At 42.4% G+C, this 20,201-nt stretch carries 18 protein-coding genes; 4 read left to right on the forward strand and 14 right to left on the reverse strand.

Annotated features, from left to right (window positions below; translation table 11 throughout):
- Positions 1-9 precede the first annotated feature (9 nt).
- From ASUC_RS00830 to ASUC_RS00850, 5 genes are all read right to left on the reverse strand, one after another.
- A complete protein-coding gene (locus ASUC_RS00830) occupies positions 10-1,467 on the reverse strand; it encodes a tagaturonate reductase (RefSeq protein WP_011978811.1) in 1,458 nt (485 codons plus the stop codon).
- A gap of 21 nt (positions 1,468-1,488) precedes the next feature.
- Positions 1,489-2,781, reverse strand: a complete 1,293-nt coding sequence (locus ASUC_RS00835; protein ID WP_011978812.1) for a TRAP transporter large permease — start codon at positions 2,779-2,781, stop codon at positions 1,489-1,491.
- A gap of 2 nt (positions 2,782-2,783) precedes the next feature.
- The gene (locus ASUC_RS00840) at positions 2,784-3,275 is read right to left on the reverse strand and encodes a TRAP transporter small permease (protein ID WP_011978813.1); all 492 of its coding nucleotides are present in this window, start codon (positions 3,273-3,275) and stop codon (positions 2,784-2,786) included.
- Between the two features lie 53 nt (positions 3,276-3,328).
- On the reverse strand, positions 3,329-4,315 hold the full coding sequence (locus ASUC_RS00845; RefSeq protein ID WP_011978814.1) for a C4-dicarboxylate TRAP transporter substrate-binding protein: 987 nt from the start codon (positions 4,313-4,315) through the stop codon (positions 3,329-3,331).
- 134 nt (positions 4,316-4,449) lie between these two features.
- On the reverse strand, positions 4,450-5,454 hold the full coding sequence (locus ASUC_RS00850) for a zinc-binding alcohol dehydrogenase family protein (protein WP_011978815.1): 1,005 nt from the start codon (positions 5,452-5,454) through the stop codon (positions 4,450-4,452).
- A 147-nt stretch (positions 5,455-5,601) separates the two neighbouring features.
- On the opposite strand from ASUC_RS00850, the gene ASUC_RS00855 reads away from it, so the two are divergent.
- On the forward strand, positions 5,602-6,513 hold the full coding sequence (locus tag ASUC_RS00855) for a GntR family transcriptional regulator (RefSeq protein WP_011978816.1): 912 nt from the start codon (positions 5,602-5,604) through the stop codon (positions 6,511-6,513).
- A 48-nt stretch (positions 6,514-6,561) separates the two neighbouring features.
- Here the strand turns inward: ASUC_RS00855 and ASUC_RS00860 are convergent, their stop codons facing one another.
- The 3 genes from ASUC_RS00860 to ASUC_RS00870 all read right to left on the reverse strand — a co-directional run bounded on the left by ASUC_RS00860 (position 6,562) and on the right by ASUC_RS00870 (position 9,440).
- Positions 6,562-7,071, reverse strand: a complete 510-nt coding sequence (locus ASUC_RS00860; protein WP_011978817.1) for a GNAT family N-acetyltransferase — start codon at positions 7,069-7,071, stop codon at positions 6,562-6,564.
- A 2-nt stretch (positions 7,072-7,073) separates the two neighbouring features.
- Positions 7,074-8,759, reverse strand: coding sequence for a nitrate/nitrite two-component system sensor histidine kinase NarQ (gene narQ / locus ASUC_RS00865; RefSeq protein WP_011978818.1), 1,686 nt, complete (start codon positions 8,757-8,759; stop codon positions 7,074-7,076).
- 114 nt (positions 8,760-8,873) lie between these two features.
- On the reverse strand, positions 8,874-9,440 hold the full coding sequence (locus ASUC_RS00870) for a Dps family protein (RefSeq protein WP_011978819.1): 567 nt from the start codon (positions 9,438-9,440) through the stop codon (positions 8,874-8,876).
- A 243-nt stretch (positions 9,441-9,683) separates the two neighbouring features.
- Here ASUC_RS00870 and ASUC_RS00875 point away from each other — a divergent pair, with 243 nt between their 5' ends.
- On the forward strand, positions 9,684-9,974 hold the full coding sequence (locus tag ASUC_RS00875; protein ID WP_011978820.1) for a YfcZ/YiiS family protein: 291 nt from the start codon (positions 9,684-9,686) through the stop codon (positions 9,972-9,974).
- Between the two features lie 130 nt (positions 9,975-10,104).
- Positions 10,105-11,340, forward strand: coding sequence for a chloride channel protein (locus ASUC_RS00880; protein WP_011978821.1), 1,236 nt, complete (start codon positions 10,105-10,107; stop codon positions 11,338-11,340).
- A 120-nt stretch (positions 11,341-11,460) separates the two neighbouring features.
- Here the strand turns inward: ASUC_RS00880 and glnA are convergent, their stop codons facing one another.
- Both glnA and ASUC_RS00890 read right to left on the reverse strand, forming a co-directional pair.
- Positions 11,461-12,876 (reverse strand): type I glutamate--ammonia ligase, encoded by a 1,416-nt coding sequence (glnA, locus tag ASUC_RS00885; protein ID WP_011978822.1) that lies wholly within the window; start codon positions 12,874-12,876, stop codon positions 11,461-11,463.
- Positions 12,877-13,080: 204 nt separating this feature from the next.
- The gene (locus ASUC_RS00890) at positions 13,081-13,284 is read right to left on the reverse strand and encodes a hypothetical protein (protein WP_041834586.1); all 204 of its coding nucleotides are present in this window, start codon (positions 13,282-13,284) and stop codon (positions 13,081-13,083) included.
- 34 nt (positions 13,285-13,318) lie between these two features.
- On the opposite strand from ASUC_RS00890, the gene typA reads away from it, so the two are divergent.
- Positions 13,319-15,169: a translational GTPase TypA gene (typA, locus tag ASUC_RS00895; RefSeq protein WP_011978823.1), complete on the forward strand. Its 1,851-nt coding sequence runs from the start codon at positions 13,319-13,321 to the stop codon at positions 15,167-15,169.
- 313 nt (positions 15,170-15,482) lie between these two features.
- Here typA and ASUC_RS00900 read toward each other — a convergent pair whose 3' ends face one another.
- From ASUC_RS00900 to ASUC_RS00915, 4 genes are read right to left on the reverse strand one after another with little or no spacing between them, the layout of a single operon-like run.
- A complete protein-coding gene (locus ASUC_RS00900) occupies positions 15,483-16,967 on the reverse strand; it encodes an L-fucose/L-arabinose isomerase family protein (RefSeq protein WP_198003514.1) in 1,485 nt (494 codons plus the stop codon).
- On the reverse strand, positions 16,927-18,399 hold the full coding sequence (locus ASUC_RS00905) for an FGGY family carbohydrate kinase (RefSeq protein WP_011978825.1): 1,473 nt from the start codon (positions 18,397-18,399) through the stop codon (positions 16,927-16,929). Before ASUC_RS00905 ends, ASUC_RS00900 begins: the two co-directional genes overlap by 41 nt.
- Positions 18,400-18,414: 15 nt before the next feature.
- Positions 18,415-19,350, reverse strand: a complete 936-nt coding sequence (locus tag ASUC_RS00910) for a transketolase family protein (protein ID WP_011978826.1) — start codon at positions 19,348-19,350, stop codon at positions 18,415-18,417.
- A complete protein-coding gene (locus tag ASUC_RS00915) occupies positions 19,343-20,173 on the reverse strand; it encodes a transketolase (protein WP_011978827.1) in 831 nt (276 codons plus the stop codon). The genes ASUC_RS00910 and ASUC_RS00915 overlap by 8 nt, the downstream gene beginning before the upstream one ends.
- Positions 20,174-20,201: the final 28 nt, after the last annotated feature.

Below are 20,201 nucleotides of genomic sequence, written 5' to 3' on the forward strand. Positions count from 1 at the left end.
AATCTCCGCTTAGTCGGCACAATATTCACGAAGGGCTTGACGCATACCTTTGTCTAAAATGCTTTCCAATTGTCGGGTAACGGTTTCCGTCAACTGCGGGATTGCGGTTAAATCCCGCTCCCAATGTTCCGCCTGTTTCAGCACGCGGTGAACCAATTGGAATAAAGAAATTTCGCCGGCATCCGCTTCCTGCCACCAGGTTTTGAAATTCGTCAACCAATGTTCGTCATCCTGCAACGGAATCGCCTGCCCGTCCCGCTCGCCGCGATAAAAGGCAATCAGCGCCGCTAAAGCAAAGGTTAAGTGCGGCGGTAATTTACCGAATTTTTCCGCATAAGTGATCAATTGCGGCAGATTACGGGTGCGGTATTTTGTCATACTGTTCAAGGAAATAGATAACAACTGATGCTGAATAAACGGATTTTGGAAACGCTTAATGACCGCGTCGGCAAATTGTTGCAATTCGTCTTTCGGCAAAGAAAGGACCGGAATAATTTCCTTATCCATAGTGTGTTGCACAAAACGACAAAGTTCCGCATCATTCATCGCCTCTCCCACCGTATTCACGCCTGCCAGATAAGCCACCGGCACCAATGCGGTATGGGCGCCGTTTAAAATCGCCACTTTACGTTCTTTGTACGGTTTAATGTCATCTACGATTAAGACGTTTAAATCCGCTTGGTCTAAACGCAATAATTGCGCCAGCGACTGCGGCCCCTGAATCACAAATAAATAAAAATGTTCGGCGGTATCCAAGAAAGTATCGTTATAGCCCAGTTCCGCTTCCAATTGCGCCGCTTCGACACGCGGATAGCCGGTGACAATGCGATCCACCAAGGTCGAACAAAAAGTATTGGCGGCTTCCAACCATTCCAAAAAAGCGGCGGAAAGTTGCCATTCTTCGGCATATTTAAATACCAGTTCTTTAAGCTGTTCACCGTTATAATCAATTAATTCGCAAGGCAATAAAATAAACCCCTTATCTTTATCACCGTTCGCCGCAGTGAAACGTTCGTATAATAAACGGGTGAGTTTTGCCGGATAACTCACTTGCGGACGGTCGTCGAATTTATCGCCCGAATGATAACTGATGCCCGCTTCAGTGGTGTTGGAGAAAATAAATTTAATGTCTAAATTATGCGCTAACTGCAAATATTCGTCGTAACTTTGATAAATATTGATTTCATTATTAACCGAACGAATAATACGGGTTTCTTTAACTTTATTACCGTTTTCATCTAACCCGCGAATAATAGTCGTGTAAAGCCCGTCTTGCGTATTTAATGACGGCGGAAAATCCGTATTAATCGGACGGACAATTGTTACGCCCGCATTCAAATCCGTTTTTTCATTTAAAATATCGATTTGCCAGTCGATAAAGGCACGTAAAAAATTACCTTCACCGAATTGGATGATTTTTGTCGGATATTGGCGGCCTGGGTGATTAGTTCTGTTTAATTGTTTCATTTTATTTATCCTTACTACGAATTATTGTGCTACGCCATAAACTAAATTAGGCAGCCAAGTGGTGATTGTCGGAATATAAGTTAATAGAATGAGTTCCAATATAAGGAGTCCCCAAAACGGTAAGACATCTTTGATAAATTTCTCAATAGGAACTTCGGTAATAGAACACGTTGTAAACATTACGGTTCCTAATGGAGGCGTAATCGTCCCAATTGCCCCGTTGAAAATAAAAACAATACCGAAATGAATAGGATCAATGCCAAATGAATGTGCAATTGGCGCAAGTAACGGCGCCAATACGATCATGATCGCATTACCTTCTAAAAACATACCTAAAATCAATAAAGCAACATTAACCAGCATTAAGAACGTAATCGGACTATCAACCACTGTTGTCATCCAGCTCGCAAGAGTTTGCGGCACACGCTCCCAAGTCAAGAATTTTGAGAATGCTACGGCGACACAGATTATTAACAATACGTTCGCCGCGCCTAATGCCGATTCTCGGGTTGCCAGCCAAAGTTTTTTCAAATCCATATTGCGATAAATAAACATGCCTAGTATTAATGCATAAATCACCGCAACAGCCCCAGCCTCAGTAGGTGTAAAAATCCCCATTCGAATACCGCCAATAATGATAATTGGCAGTAAAAGAGCCAATACCGCATCTTTAGCCGAAACAATGATTTCTTTACAGCTTGCACGCTTTTCTCGAATAGGCAAATAACCTCGCTTTTTAGAAATAATGGAAACCAAAACCATCATCATGATACAAAGCAGGGTTCCGGGGACAATACCCGCTAAAAATAAACGCCCAATAGAAACATTATTGACATAACCATAAATAATCATCGCTATACCGGGCGGAATAATAGGGGTAATGAGCGATCCGGCAGCTGTTACGGCTGCAGAAAATGAAGCACTATAACCACGCGCAACCATTTGAGGTACAAGTAATTTCGAGTTCATTGCGGCATCCGCAATATTCGAACCGGATAAACCGCCCATTAATGTGCTCAATGCGACATTAACCTGAGCCAAACCGCCACTCATATGCCCCGTTAATACTTCACAAAACTTGAGTAATCGTTCACTAATCCCTGTGTGATTCATAAATACTCCAGCCATAATGAAGAAAGGAATCGCAAGTAAAGTAACGCTTTCCAAACCGCCAGCTAGTCGTTGAATCAACATTACCATAGGTAAATTACTCATTAAAAAATAGATTAATGTTGAACAAAAAATACAGAAAGCGACCGGTGTTCCAATAACAAAGAGAAACAATAGAATAGAAATAGGAATAATAACGTCCATAATTAATCCCCCTTATTACTAAGTTTGAAGTAATAAGCAATTTTTCTTAATTCATAATAAAGCATAAATAATGCACTAATCGGAATGATGGCATAAATATAGACATAAGAAATTTGTAATGCCGGTGTGAAACGCATTTTCGACATTGGTAATAATTTAAATCCCCAATAAATCATAAATCCCAAACAAAAAATCATGATTAAGGGTTGAATCACTCCGTCTATGAAATTTGCTATCTTGTTCGGAATTTTAGTTAATAGATAATCAATGCGAATCAATTCATTGTTTTTACATAAGGCGCTTGATGCCAAAAATGTAAACCAAATAAAAAATACGACACAGATTTCTTCTACCCAGGCACTAGGAGTATTTAAAAAATATCTCATAACTACGCCGTAACCCGATAACAGAACAATTAACGCTAAGAAAAATGATGCTAATATTTCATCAATATCACTTAGCCAAAATTTCTTTTTAATTGTTGGTTTAGACATAACAAAACCTCTATATAGAATGGCGTTCAGCTAGCTGAACGCCATAAGTGCGGTCAAAATTGAGAAAGTTTTTCCTGAACATTTTTATAAAGATTTGGTGACCATTCAGGGAATCCTGTGGAAATAACATCGGCAACAGATGCTTCGAAAGCCGGCAAATCGACATCGTTAACCGTTACACCCGCTTTCTTCAAATTTTCCAATGCTTCATTTTCAGCCTGTTCAATTAATCCTCCACCATAAGTCACCATTTCACGACTTGCATCTACAATAATCTTTTGTTGTTCCGGCGTTAAGTTATTCCAAAATGCCGTACCAGCCACAAATGGAGACATGTGTTTAGTATGAGCAGTTAAATTCAGATTTTTAGCGACTTCAAAAAACTTCCCACCGAATAATACAACAGTAGGATTTTCTAAACCGTCAATAATCCCTTCGGATAAGCCGGGGTAAACATCAGATAATGACATCGGTGTCGGAACCCCACCCATCGCGTTAATCGTTTGTAAGAACAAGCGTGAATGTTGAACACGGACTTTCATACCTTTAAGGTCACTTGGTTTTGTTACCGGTTTCTTTGTTAATAAATGACGCGTACCATAAATTACATCAGGAACGATAATATGAATATCATGTTGATCTAATTTATCGCTTAAATCTTTAAACCAGTCAGAATGTAATAACTTAGATTTTTTCTCAAATGATTGGCTAATATACGGCGCATTAATAACACCAAGATCAGGCACAATATCCATTAATGCGCCGTAATCACTGATAGTAATAATATTTGCTCCGAATTTTGCCTGTTCCAATACCTCAGTTTCACTACCTAATTGGCTCGATGGAAACAATTTAAATACGATGTCGCCATTAGACTTTTCTTTGACTTTGTCCGCCCAAAAGTGCATTGCTTTATCGATAGGTTCGCCAGGCTGGTTACCATAAGCAACCATGATTTCCGTTTCTGCTTGAGCGTTAATTGCTAATCCTAATAAACCCACTGAAAGGATAGCTTTGATTGATTTAGAAAGTAATTTCATATTGTCCTCACATATTAATGATGATAGATAATAAATTTACAACTTCGTAAATGAATAACTACTACGATGAAAATTTTTATTAATTTCTGCTACATATCATACTTACCTGTTTTTTATCTGTTTTTTATTTGTTTCTAATATAAAATAACAGATTTAATTAACGATTTATTCTTGGTAATCTCTTCCTCATAAATATCCGCTAATCCATCATATTTGAATGTATGAGTCAGCATCATATTCGCTGCAATTTTGCCTTCAGCCATTAACCGCTGTACTTTCTCAAAATCTTCTAATGTCGCATTACGGCTCCCCATAAGAGTGGTTTCTTTTTTATGGAAATCAGGATCACTAAACTCAATTGAGCCTTTATGTAAACCGACAAATACGATCCGACCGCCATGACGGATTAAATTTACCGCATTGTTCATTGCCCTTTGATTACCTGTCGCATCAATAACAATTTCAGGTAAACGACCGTTAAAATAATCTTCTACTTTTTCATTAATAGGATCCAATGTAGGTACCGGAATATTTGCCTGAATATGTTTACGTCGTTCTTCACTCGTATCAGCAATCACGACATTTGCGCCATCGGCATGAGCAATCGCGGCGGCGCCAAGTCCAATAGGACCGGCTCCCACGACTAAAACATCATCCCCAACGTTTATTTGTGCGCGTCTTACTGCATGTGCACTAATAGCATAAGGTTCGATTAGCGCAGCAGTAACATCATTAACATTGTCAGAAACGGGTAAAATATTTTGAGCGGGTGCAACGAGATACTCACTAAATGCGCCGTCTTGATGAACGCCGATAACCGAAATTTTCTCACAACAATTCGTTTTACCGCTTAAACATGCCCCGCACTTACCACAGGAAACATAAGGGATTAATGCCACCCGTTGACCTACTTTGAATTTATCTACATTTTTACCTAAATCCGTTATCACACCGCTTGCCTCATGTCCTAATACACGCGGGTATTCAAAGAATGGTTGATTACCGGCATAAGCATGAATATCCGTACCACAAATACCAATCGCTGCAATTTTCAATTGCACTTCATTTTCTTTTGGTTGCGGCTTTTCTCTTTCCTCTAAAACAAGTTTAAACGGTTCTTTACATACTAGTGATTTCATAATAATTCTCTCTTCTAACGAAATAATTAAAAAGTGAAGATATTATTGATTTAATTTTTATTAAGTTATAAATTTCTTTGCAGTAATGTGATCAAAGAATAATTTTAGTGTTTTTTAACTGTTTTTTATTACTAGACCGGGCAGTATATGAGTAGAGATTTAAATCTAAGACAGGATATTATTAATCGATTGATTGACGATATATCATCAGAACTATTGGAATCGCCTTTACCTTCATTATCAACACTTGCAGGTTTATACAACGTCAGCAGAACAACCATCCGACACGCAGTACATTATCTAACAGAACAAAATATTCTGAATAAAACAAATGATAAATTAATCGTTATTCAAAAACCAACAGAAGATCTTAAAATAACCTATATAAAAATCAAAAAGTTAGAGAATAACCAATTACAGAAATTAGAAAAATACTTCAGCTATGCAGTACAACAGAAAATTATCAAACCCGGTGATGATTTTACAGAGTTGGAATTAGCGAAAAAAGCAAATGTAGATATTTTTACCGTGCGCGAATATCTCATCCAATTCTCTCGTTTTAATTTGATTTCCCATATCACGGCAGGTAAATGGAAACTCACAAAATTGACTCAGCATTACGCCGATAAATTATTTGAATTAAGAGAAATGCTTGAATGTCATGCATTAAATTGCTTTATGAATTTACCCAAAGATGATATTCGTTGGAAAAAGATGAAATTTTTATTGCAGGAACACCGCGCACTAAGGGATAACATCATTGAAAAATATCCTGATTTTTCCCTATTAGATCAACAATTGCATTCTCTTATTTTATCCGCTGCCGATAATCCCTTCATTAATGATTTTATTAATTTAATTTCTGTTGTTTTTCATTTTCACTATCAATGGGATAACAAAGATTTACGCACTAGGAATATCTTAGCGGTAGAAGAACACTTGGCTATCCTAGTGAAAATCGTAAGCCAAGATGACTTAGGCGCAATTACAGAATTGAAGCGTCATTTACGGACGGCTAAGAAAGGGTTGATGAACAGTATTAACCGGATGAATGAATAATCCGTCAAAAGTGCGGTCAAAAATAAAATGTTTTTTTAGCCCCTACACCTATTCCGCCGTTTTCTGGTAACCGTAAATCAAAAAAGTCTGCAAGCTGTCGCCCATGTTGGCGATGTGCGGATAGCGTCCCCACCGGCGGAATCCCAGCTTTTCGAACATTTTACGGCTGATGTGATTTTCCTCAATAACATACGCCATTAAAGTATGTACGTCCAATGCGGTCATTTGTGCCTGTAAAAACCGGATTGCCTGCGATCCGTAACCCCGTCCTTTTGCAGATTGATCCAGATAAACGCTGATTTCGACGGTTTGATCGAAGGCGGCGCGATCATAAAAAGGTGAAAAGGAACACCAACCTAAAATTTTGTTTTTTTCCACCGCACTTTCCAACACCCAAATCGGATGGCGGGAACTGTTCAAATGCGCTTCAAACCAGGGGCGACGCGCTTGTTCGGTTACGGGCTGCAAATCGGCGGTAATGCGGCGTGAGGGAATCGCCTGATTATAAATCGCCACAATCTGCGGCAAATCCTGTTCTTTCGCCGTTCTGATTTTCATCGCTATAACAATATGCAAACTTCGGTGCCGCCGGTCGGGCGGTTCTTAATGGTTAATTTCGCGTTTAACTGACGGCTGCGCTCTTCCATAATCCGCAAACCGTAATGACCTTCCGGTTCATCCAGACTCGCAATGCCGACACCGTCGTCACGGATAATGATTTCCTGTTCGCCATCCTCATTGGTATGCGCGATCACCTCAATCAGATTTGCCTTAGAATGTTTAATCGCATTCAATACGGCTTCACGCACAATCTGCAATGCATGCACCAACTGCTGGGCATTGAATACGTGCGACGGCAGATTGCAGGTCACATTCATGTGAATAGAGGTTTGATTGCGCAGGCTGTCTATCACTTGTTCCAACGCAAGTTTTAGATTCGCTTCCTGCACGGTTAAACGGAAGGTTGCCAACAGCTCCCGTAATTGGGTGTAACCGCCGGTCAGCGCCTGTTCGAAATCGCGGATAATCGCCAGACTTTTGTTTTTCGCATTCGGCTCGTCTTTGTTCAGATGATGTTTTAACAGGGTTAACTGAATTTGCAGATAAGCCAGCACTTGCGCCAGCGAATCATGCAGTTCGCGGGCGATAATGGAACGTTCTTCCATCAGTAACAGTTGCTGTTGCTGGCGTTGCGTTTGGCTGAAATATAAAGCGCGTCCCAACATTTGTCCGATATTTTCCAAAATACGCGGATCCGGGCAAGGCAATCCCGCCTGCCAGCGCAATTCGCCTATGCGGTTGCTGTCGGCGCCCACATCCGCCGATTGCCAGCTTAAACTTTCGCTCGGTTCGCCCAGCATAATGCGGGTGTCGTCGGCGATAAGCACTAATTCCAACGCCCGCAAATGTTCCGCCAGCATGACATTTTTCATTACCGCGCGTAAATGTTCATTGTCCGTATCCGAACCGGAAAGTGCCTGCGAACAATGATACAGCATAGACAACGTGCGGTTGGTTTGGGTGAGTTTTTGCGTTTTTTCCGCAATACGTTCTTCCAGATTGGAATAAATTTTGCTCAGTTCCGAAGACATTTGGGTGAACGCTTTGGCTAAATCACCCAGTTCGTCCGGTCGGTTCGTATCCAACGGAATATGCTGAAAATTGCGCATTTGAATCTGCACGCTGGCACGGGTTAATTGTTGTAACGGCGCCGCCACCTGTTTTTTAACAAAGGCGGTAATGCAGGCGACCAGTGCAATAATCAACAGCATGGACACCACTATCACTACGCTGGTGATAATCAGTTTTCGTTCGGCAAACCGTTGCAGGGCAAAGACGAAGCGATCCACTTGTAACACGTAATTTTCCAGATTGGCGTCGTAAGATTTCACATCTTTAACTAAAGCGTTTTTTTCCATTTTGCCCCAGTCGGCGATGAGATCATGGTAGGCATTTTTCAGCTCTTTCGGTGCTAAAAATTGGGTGTCGATTTGACTTAAAGACAGCGAATGCAAGGATTTGCGGTATTCGCGTAAATCCTGATACAGCAAATCCGGATGGTTTTTTAAGTTATACAGAATGCGATAGCTTTGATAACGCAGCGAACCCGATACGTTAATCTGTTCGGCATCGGAACGGTTGCTCACCATAATGCCGAGCGCGAAGGTAGTGATTATGCCGGCAAAAATAATTACCGTAATCAGATAGCGGGCAATGCGCGTAGTCACCGATTTTTTAACGTTCACAATAAATCCTGCTGAGTAGAAAACGCGGTGTATTGTAACAAAAAACGGGAACAACAAAAAAGTGCGGTCACAAAAAACCGCGTTTTTGCGACCGCACCCTAAAATACCCGAATATTACAGATTTCCGTTGCCGTTATCCAAATGGGCGCGGATAAACCAGTGTAATTTTTCCAATGCCCGGGTTTGCGCTACCAACAAATCTTCACTAATCGGATCCAATTCGCCGAAGTGTTCCAATACGAAACGGTGAGATTCGATATTATGTGCATAGTATTTGTCGAGAATACGCAAATGATCCTGCGCGCCGGCCCGGCCTAACGGATATTCCGGCGTTTGACGGATTGCCACCAGATTGCCCGGCAAACCGTTCGGCGCCACGCCCAAGGCGGCGATACGTTCGGCGATTTCGTCTACAAAGTCGCGCACTTCGTCAACCTGATCGTCCAGCATTTCGTGTACCGCGATAAATTGAGGCCCTACTACGTTCCAGTGAGCGTGTTTTAGAATTAATTGCAGTTCGTTCAAGCCCTGTAAACGCGTTTGTAATGCGTCTGCGATGGAATGCCCGGTTTTTACGTCCAAGCCCGGTACGGTATGAGCGGCATTTTTATTAACGTCCGCCGTTAAAGATTTCGATTTTTCGGTTAAGGTTAAAACCGGATAATTCATTTTGTCTGACATAACGTTTCTCCTTCTGTATTTTGCTGCTGCTTTTTTGTTTTGTCGAGTTTATTATATGGCGCGCGAACCGCTTTTCCAATTGTTATCCCGAATAGTTAAAATAGAAACAGACTATCACTTATCGATATAACAATTGTAAATTCCTATCAAAATAGGACAATTACCGCCTTGAAGGTTGCTTACCGCCGCATTTGAGGGTAAAGTGAGGAAACAGGTTAACTCACAACTATAGGACAATAACTTATGAAAAACGATAAACCCGTCGAATGCGTCGGTTGCAACACCTTTGATGTAGGTTCTATTCTGGATAACAGCGATTTAAAAGCGGATTTCGACAAAGTGTACCCGACCCGGGCGGAAGCGGAAGCGGCATTGGCGAAACTGACCCAAAAAGCACGGGACACCGAAACCGAACCCTGCCAAATTCAAAGTGAGATTAATGAAGCCGAAGGCGGTTTTCGCTTAAAAGCCGGTTTCGTATTCAGTTGTCAGGCGGAAGCCGTGATTTTCCAATTAGGCACGCGTTCCGTTTAAAGTTATCGATTCGATAAAAGTGCGGTCCAAAAAACTTTCGTTTTTCCGACCGCACTTTTCTTGGCGTAACGGTTTTGCAAGCCGACATAACGCCGTTTCTGTCAACCGTTCTCATATAATTAATTGTTTCATGACAAAACTCAACTTGCGTTTCTATCTTTCTCTCGTCTATATCGGTATTATCTCGGGGCTAATCGGCACGGCGCTCACTCATATTCTGCACGGTATTCAGCATATCGCTTTCGATTACGGCTTAAACGGCGAAAACATGTCCTTTCGCGAAGGCGTGTTACAAAGTTCCGCCGAACGTCGTTGGCTCGCCCTCACATTTTGCGGTATTGTGGTGGGAATCGGCTGGTATAGCGTTCATCGTTACGGCAAAAAACTGCTCAGTGTGAAACAGGGACTGGATAACCCGCAACAGGGAGTACCGTTTTTTAAAACCGTCGGCCATGCTTTATTGCAGATTATTACCGTCGGGCTGGGTTCCCCTTTGGGACGCGAAGTGGCGCCGCGCGAAATGTCCGTGGCATTCGGCAGCGCATGGGTAAGAAAAGCCGGTTTAAACGACACCGACGCTAAATTGATTCTCGCTTGCGCCTCCGGTGCGGGTTTGACGGCGGTATATAACGTGCCGCTCGCCTCCACGATTTTTATTCTGGAAACCATGGTGCTCAGCATCAGCACGCGTTCGCTGGGGGCGGCCTTAGTCACCGTGGTGCTTTCCACCTGCGTATCGCGCTTTTTTCTGGGCGATTTGGTGCAGTACGACAAAGTCACGCCGTTCGCCATTAATACGGAACTACTGATTTTCTCCGCTATTATCGGGATGCTGATTCCTTTTGTGGTACAGGGATTCCGTCGCTCTACCCAACACGTGCCTTTTTTACAGCGCACGGACAAACGCATTATTCCCGTCGCCGTACTGTTATTCAGTCTCATCGGCTTCATTTCCATTTATCAACCGGAAATTCTCGGCAACGGCAAACCCGGCAATCAACTGACATTCGGTGAAATGATTAACTGGTCGGAAAGCCTTCAATTAATGGCGTTAAAATGGCTTGCGGTGCTGTTTGCGCTGGCGGCGGGCGCTTACGGCGGGCTGATTACGCCGTCTATGATGCTCGGCAGCACTTTCGCCTACAGTCTGGCGATCGGCTGGAACGCGCTCTTCCCGCAGCTTTCGCTGGAAGGCGCCGCCATTATCGGCGCGTGCGTGTTTTTGGGGATTATGCAGAAAATGCCGTTTACTTCCATCGTTTTTCTGTTGGAGCTCACCCGCAGCAACGCGGAAGTATTAATGCCGCTCACCTTGGCAATGGGGGCGGCAATCGCCACCGATCGCTTGATCGCCAAATGGAAATAACCATTTCATAAAATACTTTTATCAGATCTCGGGCAAACAAAAAGTGCGGTCGAAAAATCATCGATTTTTTTGACCGCACTTCATTTATTACGCGAATTATTCTGCCGTTAAGCCGATAAATCAGGCATAGTACATTTCGTATTCTACCGGATGCGGTGTCATATTGACGCGCGCCACTTCTTTGCGTTTGATGTCGATGAAGGCTTCGATAAAGTCTTTGGTAAATACGCCGCCTTTGGTTAAGAATTCGAAGTCGGTCTCCAAAGAAGCCAACGCATCTTCCAATGAGGTGGCCACCGCCGGAATTTCTTTCAATTCTTCAGGCGGTAAATCGTACAGATTTTTATCCATCGCGTCACCCGGATGAATTTTGTTCACCACGCCGTCCAGCCCCGCCATTAATAATGCCGCAAAGGCTAAATACGGATTCGCCGCCGGATCCGGGAAACGCGCTTCCACACGAATCGCTTTCGGGCTGGTCACCGCCGGAATACGGATTGAAGCGGAACGGTTGCTGGCGGAATACGCCAATAACACCGGCGCTTCAAAGCCGGGCACCAAACGTTTGTAAGAGTTGGTGGTCGGGTTGGTGAATGCGTTTAACGCTTTTGCGTGTTTGATGATACCGCCGATGTAATAAAGCGCGGTTTCGGATAAACCGGCATATTTACCGCCTTGGAAAATATTTTTGTCGTCTTTGCTTAAAGACATGTTACAGTGCATGCCCGAACCGTTGTCGCCGGCAAACGGCTTCGGCATGAAACAGGCGGTTTTGCCGTGTTCCGCCGCGACATTCTGCACGATGTATTTATAGATTTGGGTTTCGTCCGCTTTCAGGGTCAGGCTGTTGAATTTGGTGGCGATTTCGTTTTGACCGGCCGTCGCCACTTCATGGTGGTGCGCTTCAATCACCAAGCCCATTTCTTCCATTAACAGACACATTTCGGAACGAATGTCGTGCGCCGTATCGTTCGGCGCAACCGCACAGTAACCGCCTTTCACCAGCGGACGGTAAGCATTGTTGCCGTCTTCGTATTTGCGGTTGGTGTTCCAACCCGCTTCAATATCGTCGATTTTAAAGGAAACGTTATTCATTTCCGTGCTGAAACGTACGTCGTCGAATAAAAAGAATTCCGGTTCCGGACCAAAAAATACGTGATCCGCAATACCGGTGGAACGCATGTATTCTTCCGCACGCATAGCGATGGAACGCGGATCGCGATCGTAACTTTGCATAGTGTTCGGGTCGTAAATACTGCAACGGATAGATAAGGTAGGGATTTGGGCGAACGGGTCGACAACAGCGGTTTCGGCGATTGGCATTAACAGCATGTCGGCTTTATTGATGGCTTTCCAGCCTTCCACCGACGAACCGTCGAACATTTTGCCGTCTTCGAAGAAATCTTCGTCGACAGCACTGACAGGTAATGAAACGCCGTGTTCTTTCCCCTTAATATTCGTAAAACGAAGAAGCACGAACTTAACGTCGTTCTCTTCTATCAACTTGAACACGCGTTCAATTGCTGCATTAGCCATAAAAAACTCCTGTTATAAGATTTTATCAGTAAGACCCGTTTATCTTTCATAAACAGCCCCTAAAATTAGGGTTATTCTAAAACATTTTCCCCCTGCGGAAAATACCACATAATCTATTCCGTGCAAATATCCGTAAAAAACAAAACCCCGTCGATATTTAAATGAATAAGATCTTCATGTTAGTCAAGAAAGTGCGGTGAAAATTCAAACTGTTTTTCCGATTTTAGATAGCCCGTAGCCGGAAAAAGTTGTATAATTTGCGACCTTTCGCCGCCACGGCTCATCCGACACCGCATACGGCACACAAAGTGCGGCGACGAAAATCGAAGATTTTTGCACGTTGGCTTTGCCGACAACCCCGAAGGGAAAAGAAACCGTTTCGGCGGCTTCGAATAAAAATCTCATCATTTTATTATTCGTTAAACTATTAAGAACATTTTAAATGGCAGAATTAGATATTCATAAATTGCGCAATATCGCGATTATTGCGCACGTTGACCACGGTAAAACGACACTGGTCGACAAACTGTTACAGCAATCGGGCACATTAGAAGCGGCCCGTAACGGTGATGCGGACGAACGCGTAATGGACTCGAACGATCTGGAAAAAGAACGCGGCATTACCATTTTGGCCAAAAACACGGCGATTAACTGGAACGACTACCGTATCAACATCGTGGACACCCCGGGGCACGCGGACTTCGGCGGTGAAGTGGAACGCGTTCTTTCCATGGTGGATTCCGTGTTATTAGTGGTGGACGCCTTTGACGGCCCGATGCCGCAAACCCGCTTCGTCACTCAAAAAGCTTTCGCTCACGGTTTAAAACCGATTGTGGTGATCAATAAAGTCGACCGTCCGGGCGCCCGTCCGGACTGGGTGGTGGATCAAGTCTTTGATTTATTTGTAAACTTGGGCGCCACGGACGAACAATTAGATTTCCCGATTATTTACGCTTCCGCCTTAAACGGTGTTGCCGGTCTTGAACATGAAGAACTGGCGGAAGACATGACACCGTTATTTGAAGCTATCGTCGAATATGTAGAACCGCCGAAAGTGGAATTAAACGCACCGTTCCAAATGCAGATTTCCCAATTGGATTACAACAACTACGTGGGCGTGATCGGTATCGGTCGAATCAAACGCGGTACGGTAAAACCGAATCAATCCGTCACTATTATCGACAGTTTCGGCAAAACCCGTAACGGTAAAATCGGTCAAGTGTTGGGACACTTGGGTTTACAGCGTTACGAAGAAGATTTGGCGCAAGCAGGCGATATTGTGGCAATCACCGGTTTAGGCGAACTGAACATTTCCGATACGATTTGCGACATCAACGCGGTGGAAGCGTTACCGGCATTGAGCGTAGACGAACCGACCGTCACCATGTTCTTCTGCGTCAACACCTCACCGTTCTGCGGACAGGAAGGAAAATTCGTGACATCCCGTCAAATTCTCGAACGCTTAAACAAAGAATTGGTACACAATGTAGCGTTGCGCGTGGAAGAAACCCCTAATCCGGACGAATTCCGCGTATCCGGTCGTGGCGAACTGCATTTATCCGTATTAATCGAAAATATGCGTCGCGAAGGCTACGAATTGGCGGTATCCCGCCCGAAAGTAATCTACAAAGAAGAAAACGGTCATAAACAGGAACCGTTCGAACAGGTCACCATCGACATCGAAGAGCAGCACCAAGGTGCCGTAATGGAAGCCTTGGGTATTCGCAAAGGCGAAGTCAGAGATATGAGCCCGGACGGCAAAGGCCGCACCCGTTTGGAATATGTGATCCCAAGCCGCGGTTTAATCGGTTTCCGTAACGAATTCATGACGATGACTTCCGGTACCGGTTTGCTGTACTCCAGCTTCAGCCATTACGACGACATTAAACCGGGCGAAATCGGTCAACGCCAAAACGGCGTATTGATTTCCAACGCCACCGGTAAAGCCCTCGCCTATGCCTTATGGGGTTTGCAGGAACGCGGCAAATTAATGGTCGAACACGGTCAGGAAGTGTACGAAGGTCAAATCATCGGCATTCACAGCCGTTCCAACGACTTAACCGTAAACTGTCTGCAGGGCAAAAAACTCACCAATATGCGGGCGTCCGGTAAAGACGATGCGATTCAGCTGACCACGCCGCTCAAGCTTACCCTTGAACAGGCCATCGAATTTATCGACGGCGACGAATTGGTGGAAGTCACCCCGCAATCCATCCGCATCCGTAAAAAACTGCTGACGGAAACGGATCGCAAACGCGCCAACCGTACGACAACCAGTACCAGCACGCGTTAATAAAAAAACTATGAAAAAATTAACCGCACTTTGATGGTGCGGTTTTTCTTGGCATAATGGACAAAACGTTGGTGAAAAGTGGGTTAAAGCTATATAGTACAAGGCTTTAACCCATATTTTTGAATTATGAACCTGAAAAATTCATTTTTGCAGCAATCCAATAGTCCAAAGATATGGTAAAAAATAATACTCAATGGTATAAATGCTTATCTGTAGAAAATCAAACTCAATCTGACAACCTCTGCTTAAAATTACATATTTGTCAGATTAAGCCTGATCTTCCATATCTTAAGTTCCTACCATCTTATACTAGTTATTTATTATGGTAATAACTCTCAACACCTAAATATTTATTAAATGCTTCATTCAATACTTTCGCTGTTGATGAATGGTTCATCGCCACGTGATGCTCAAAACCATTGTTACAAATGTAAGCTAATAAGTCTTCTAAACCTTTCACTTGAATCACTGCACGGCAACCAACAGTATCTAAGTCATCATCAACGAATTTACCTTCACCGACATAAGCTTTTACTTTACCAGTAAACTCATCTGTCGAAATACGGCAATAAGTTAATGGACCTGCTTTCATACGACCATTAATCGCTCCACAGGTATTCTCACAACCTACGGTTGTACCGATAATATCTGCTGTTGCCATAAATGGATTAATTAATTCATCAGTTGCATAATTACCGCAGTGGAACATCACACATTTATCACGATCATTGCCAAAATTATTATTCCAGTCTGCAATAGATGCTGGTTTCATTGAAGCAATCGATAGTGCATACATAGATAATGCCCCCATCACATCCACTTCACAGGCGCTTGGCATTAATTGACCAGACATCACACTCATAATTGAACAAACATTAATACCTAAAGTATTTTGTAACGAGGTCCAACATTGAATAGCAGTTGTATCAATATCATTTGATATGATCCATTCGCTAATCACAACAAAAAGTTTAGACATCATCAGCAATTTATCTTCAGAAATACGTGATGCATCAGCATTGTTTTTTAACAATGTAAGTTTTTCCTCTATGCGAAGATCATTATCCGTAAGATTATTTACTCGAGCAAAAATCTCTGACAAATCAATTGGTTCTACTGTAATACCTAAACGCTCTAATAATTTTTCACTATATCTTACAGTATTAAAACCTGCTGGACGTGCACCAATAGCCCCGATACGACAACCGCGGATGGCTGTTACCACTCGACAGATAGCTTCAAAAGATTTTAAATCTTGTTTAAATATATCACTGGTAAGTGCACAGGTATGCTGTGTTGTTAGAGTAAACGGAATACCAAATTGTCTTAAATTATTACAAAGAGAAATTTTACCACAGAAACTATCACGGCGTGTCGCCAAGCCCATTTTGTGTAATTCATCATCTTCCGCTTGCACTAAAATCGGGACATTTAAACCTGATTGACGAATAGCTTCAGACATCGCCTTTTCATCACCAAAGTTCGGTAATAAAACAACAATACCATTAATTTCATCTTTGTGATCTTTTAATAACTGCGCGGCAATTTTTGCATCTGAATAGGTTTCAATTCCCCCATAGTTGGTTTGTTCTTCAGTAAGCATAATAGTATTAATGTCTAATTCTGCAAAAATTTTTTGTGCATCACGTCGTGCATCACCCACTAAATAACTCGGGAAAAAACCGCGGTTACCAATTAATACCGCCAAGGTCATTTTATCTAATTTTCTTCTCATTTTAATCACTCCATAAGTTGAATTAAATTCTTGCTTTTTTGACCGCACTTTGCCAAGCACCATAGTTATTTTTCATCACTTCTGTTGCTGGATTTGGTTGAATAATCTCCACTTTCCGCGGTAATGCATTTAATTGTTTATCATTTTTCCACCAGCCAAGCGCTTTCCCTGCTAAAAAAGCTGCTCCAAATGCTGACACTTCGGCGATTTCCCCACAGATAATAGGTCGTTGTAATAAATCAGCTTGGAATTGCATAAGCCATTTGTTTTTGGTTGGTCCACCATCAACAGAAAGTGTTTCTAATTTTTTTCCTAAAGTTTTCTCCATGGCAAAGAAGAGATCTGCTACTTGATAAGCAACAGATTCCATCGCTGCTCTTGCGATAGTCGCTGGCGTTACCGCATCGGTTAAACCACAAATAATTCCACGTGCTTGGGTGTCCCAATAAGGCGCACCTAAACCTGCTAATGCAGGAACAAAATAAACCCCTTGATTGTTATCAATAGATTGAGCCAGCTCACTTAATGTATTTACTGAATCAATCCCCAATATTTGCGCTGCAAAAGCTAATGCAGAACCTGTATGCGTGATATTGCCTTCCAAAGCAAAATCTAATTTATCGTCATACCATGCGACTGTCGTACTCACACCAAAATCTTCTGTCGGAATAACATTAGTTTTGGTCATCAACGAACTACCTGTACCATAGGTTGCTTTCACCACACCATCGTTAAAGCCACATTGACCATACAAAGCTGCGTGAGAATCCCCAGCTTGAGATAAAATTGGAACACCATTAGGTAAACTACGGCAGTTTTCGGTTTCTCCACGTAAACCACTTGATGGCATAATGTCAGGTAAACAGGCTTTTGGCACACCAAATAAACTTAATAATTCATCATCCCAGCTTGCAGTATGTAAATTAAATAATTGATAACGCGATGCATTAGAATGGTCTGTCACAAAGGATTTTCCATTGGTTAATTTCCAAACCAGCCAGACATCAACCGTCCCGACACAAAGTTCACCACGCTGAGCGCGTTCAAAGCCATTTTCTAAATGGCTTAATAACCATTTGATTTTTGAGGCTGGGAAAAGCGGATCAAGCACGGAACCTGTCATCTCTTTTAATTTTGTCGCGGCAGGTTGCTGTGCAATTTCTTGGCATAAACTCTCTGTGCGCCGGCATTGCCAGCTCACTAATGGTGTTAGCGGTTTCCCTGTAGCGCGCTCCCAAATTAAAACAGATTCTCGTTGGTTACTAATCGCAACGCCTTTTATATCCTCTTTAGCCAAAGAACTAACACAGATTTCGACCGCACTTTCGACTGCATTCCAAATTTCCATAGGATCTTGCTCTGCCCAACTTGGCTGTGGATGTGCTAATTTTAATGGTACACTACCCTTTGCAAGCATTTCTCCATTCATACTTACAGCAATGGCTTTTGCATTAGTTGTTCCTTCATCAATAGCGATAATAAAAGGCGTGCTCATAACAACTCCAACTATCTAGTTTAAAGATAAGGCTAAGTCCACAATGCTATCCGCATCAATACCATGGTGTTTACGCATTGATTTTCTATCACCTGCCAGTGCATAACCACCATCCGCAATACCTCGGCGTTTTAACGTAATCGGTGCACCATGTTCAGCAATCACTTCAGCCACTAGACTACCGACACCACCGTTAATATTATGTTCTTCAACACTAATCACATATTTACAATCTTTAATTGCATTGAATAATGCCTCTGTATCACATGGGCGAATTGAAGGCACATTTACAACGGTGACTTCAATGCCTTTTTCTGCTAATTTAACTGCCGCATCTACAATTTCATATACTGTAGAACCCATAGCCACTAACGCAATTTTACCCCCTTTCCGTAATACATCGATTTGACCTGGAACAAACTCATAGTCATCATTATGGATCTCTGGTAATTCTTTACCATCAAGGCGAATATACACTGGACCGACATAATTAATTGCATAATCAATTATTTGGCGACATTCATTTGGACTGGATGGCGCAAAGATCTGGATATTACCAAAACCACGCATCACTCCAATATCATCAATACTGTGGTGCGTGCTGGCTAATGGACCATAGCTGGCACCTGAATTTAATCCAAAGAGTTTTACATTTGTGTTGTTGTAGCAAACATCCACTTTCACTTGCTCATTGGCTCGTGAAATTAGGAATGGTGCCGCATTACAAGTAACAGCCACCTTACCACCTAAAGCTAACCCTGCAGCACAACCAACCAAAGATTGTTCAGCAATACCAACATTCACTAAGCGATCTGGAAATTCTTTAATAAATGGAGCAATTTTTGCTGTTGATGTTGAATCAGCAACTACAGGAACTAAATCTACGCCATTTTTGACCGCACTTATAAAGCGTTCCACCATGATATTTGCTAAATGTTCTGCGTTACTCATCTTTCAACTCCTCTAATGCTAATTCAACTTCATCGCCTTTCGGTACTTTGTGATGCCATTCTGGACGACCTTCAATAAATGAAATACCTGCACCTTTCGTAGTATTAGCAATAACTACATGTGGTTTGCCATTTGGCTGAATGCTTTCTAAGGTATCTACGACTGAACGAATATCATTACCTTGGCATTCATGCACTTCCATACCAAACGCTTCCCATTTTTTATCTAATGGATCAGTACATAAAATATCTTTAGTAAAACCAGCAAGTTGTAATTTATTTTTATCATTAATAATAATAAGGTTGTCTAATTTATATTGTGCCGCAGTCAATGCAGCTTCCCAGTTACTACCCTCGCCAAGTTCGCCATCCCCCGTTAACACATAGATTTTACGTTTACTACCGCTTTTTTTAGCGGCAATGGCTAAACCGACAGCCACAGGTAAACCATGACCTAAAGCCCCCGTATTTAATTCCACACCAGGTGTTTTATGTTTTACTGGGTGGCCTGGAAGTTTTGAATCTGAATGTTGATAGGTTGGTAACCAGTCTTCAGGAATATAGCCTGCCTCGGCTAAACAGCAATAATAACCACCTGCACCATGACCTTTAGACTGAATATAAATATCACGCTCTGGGTTAATTAAATCTTTTGGATCATTATTTAATACACGGAAGTACAATGAAGTTAAGATTTCTACTTGAGATAAATCTGCGCCTGTATGACCACCAGCAGGACTGTTAGCATTTAATACGACGATTTTCCGACGAATTGCTTTGGCTTTTTTTTCTAACTCATCATAGGACAAATTATACGGGTTCATTTCTTGCTCCTTAATGAATAAATATTCT

It is taken from the genome of Actinobacillus succinogenes 130Z (assembly GCF_000017245.1).
Lineage (GTDB): Bacteria > Pseudomonadota > Gammaproteobacteria > Enterobacterales > Pasteurellaceae > Exercitatus > Exercitatus succinogenes.

Bases quoted from the DNA above. Each gene is read 5' to 3' on its own strand.
- typA (WP_011978823.1), top strand. From the start codon at position 13,319: ATGGCAGAATTAGATATTCATAAATTGCGCAATATCGCGATTATTGCG.
- ASUC_RS00910 (WP_011978826.1), bottom strand. From the start codon at position 19,350: ATGAGTAACGCAGAACATTTAGCAAATATCATGGTGGAACGCTTTATA.
- ASUC_RS00860 (WP_011978817.1), bottom strand. From the start codon at position 7,071: ATGAAAATCAGAACGGCGAAAGAACAGGATTTGCCGCAGATTGTGGCG.
- ASUC_RS00850 (WP_011978815.1), bottom strand. From the start codon at position 5,454: ATGAAATCACTAGTATGTAAAGAACCGTTTAAACTTGTTTTAGAGGAA.
- ASUC_RS00875 (WP_011978820.1), top strand. From the start codon at position 9,684: ATGAAAAACGATAAACCCGTCGAATGCGTCGGTTGCAACACCTTTGAT.
- ASUC_RS00880 (WP_011978821.1), top strand. From the start codon at position 10,105: ATGACAAAACTCAACTTGCGTTTCTATCTTTCTCTCGTCTATATCGGT.
- ASUC_RS00855 (WP_011978816.1), top strand. From the start codon at position 5,602: ATGAGTAGAGATTTAAATCTAAGACAGGATATTATTAATCGATTGATT.
- ASUC_RS00830 (WP_011978811.1), bottom strand. From the start codon at position 1,467: ATGAAACAATTAAACAGAACTAATCACCCAGGCCGCCAATATCCGACA.
- ASUC_RS00900 (WP_198003514.1), bottom strand. From the start codon at position 16,967: ATGGTGCTTGGCAAAGTGCGGTCAAAAAAGCAAGAATTTAATTCAACT.
- ASUC_RS00915 (WP_011978827.1), bottom strand. From the start codon at position 20,173: ATGAACCCGTATAATTTGTCCTATGATGAGTTAGAAAAAAAAGCCAAA.
- glnA (WP_011978822.1), bottom strand. From the start codon at position 12,876: ATGGCTAATGCAGCAATTGAACGCGTGTTCAAGTTGATAGAAGAGAAC.
- ASUC_RS00905 (WP_011978825.1), bottom strand. From the start codon at position 18,399: ATGAGCACGCCTTTTATTATCGCTATTGATGAAGGAACAACTAATGCA.
- ASUC_RS00845 (WP_011978814.1), bottom strand. From the start codon at position 4,315: ATGAAATTACTTTCTAAATCAATCAAAGCTATCCTTTCAGTGGGTTTA.
- ASUC_RS00870 (WP_011978819.1), bottom strand. From the start codon at position 9,440: ATGTCAGACAAAATGAATTATCCGGTTTTAACCTTAACCGAAAAATCG.
- ASUC_RS00835 (WP_011978812.1), bottom strand. From the start codon at position 2,781: ATGGACGTTATTATTCCTATTTCTATTCTATTGTTTCTCTTTGTTATT.
- ASUC_RS00890 (WP_041834586.1), bottom strand. From the start codon at position 13,284: ATGATGAGATTTTTATTCGAAGCCGCCGAAACGGTTTCTTTTCCCTTC.
- ASUC_RS00840 (WP_011978813.1), bottom strand. From the start codon at position 3,275: ATGTCTAAACCAACAATTAAAAAGAAATTTTGGCTAAGTGATATTGAT.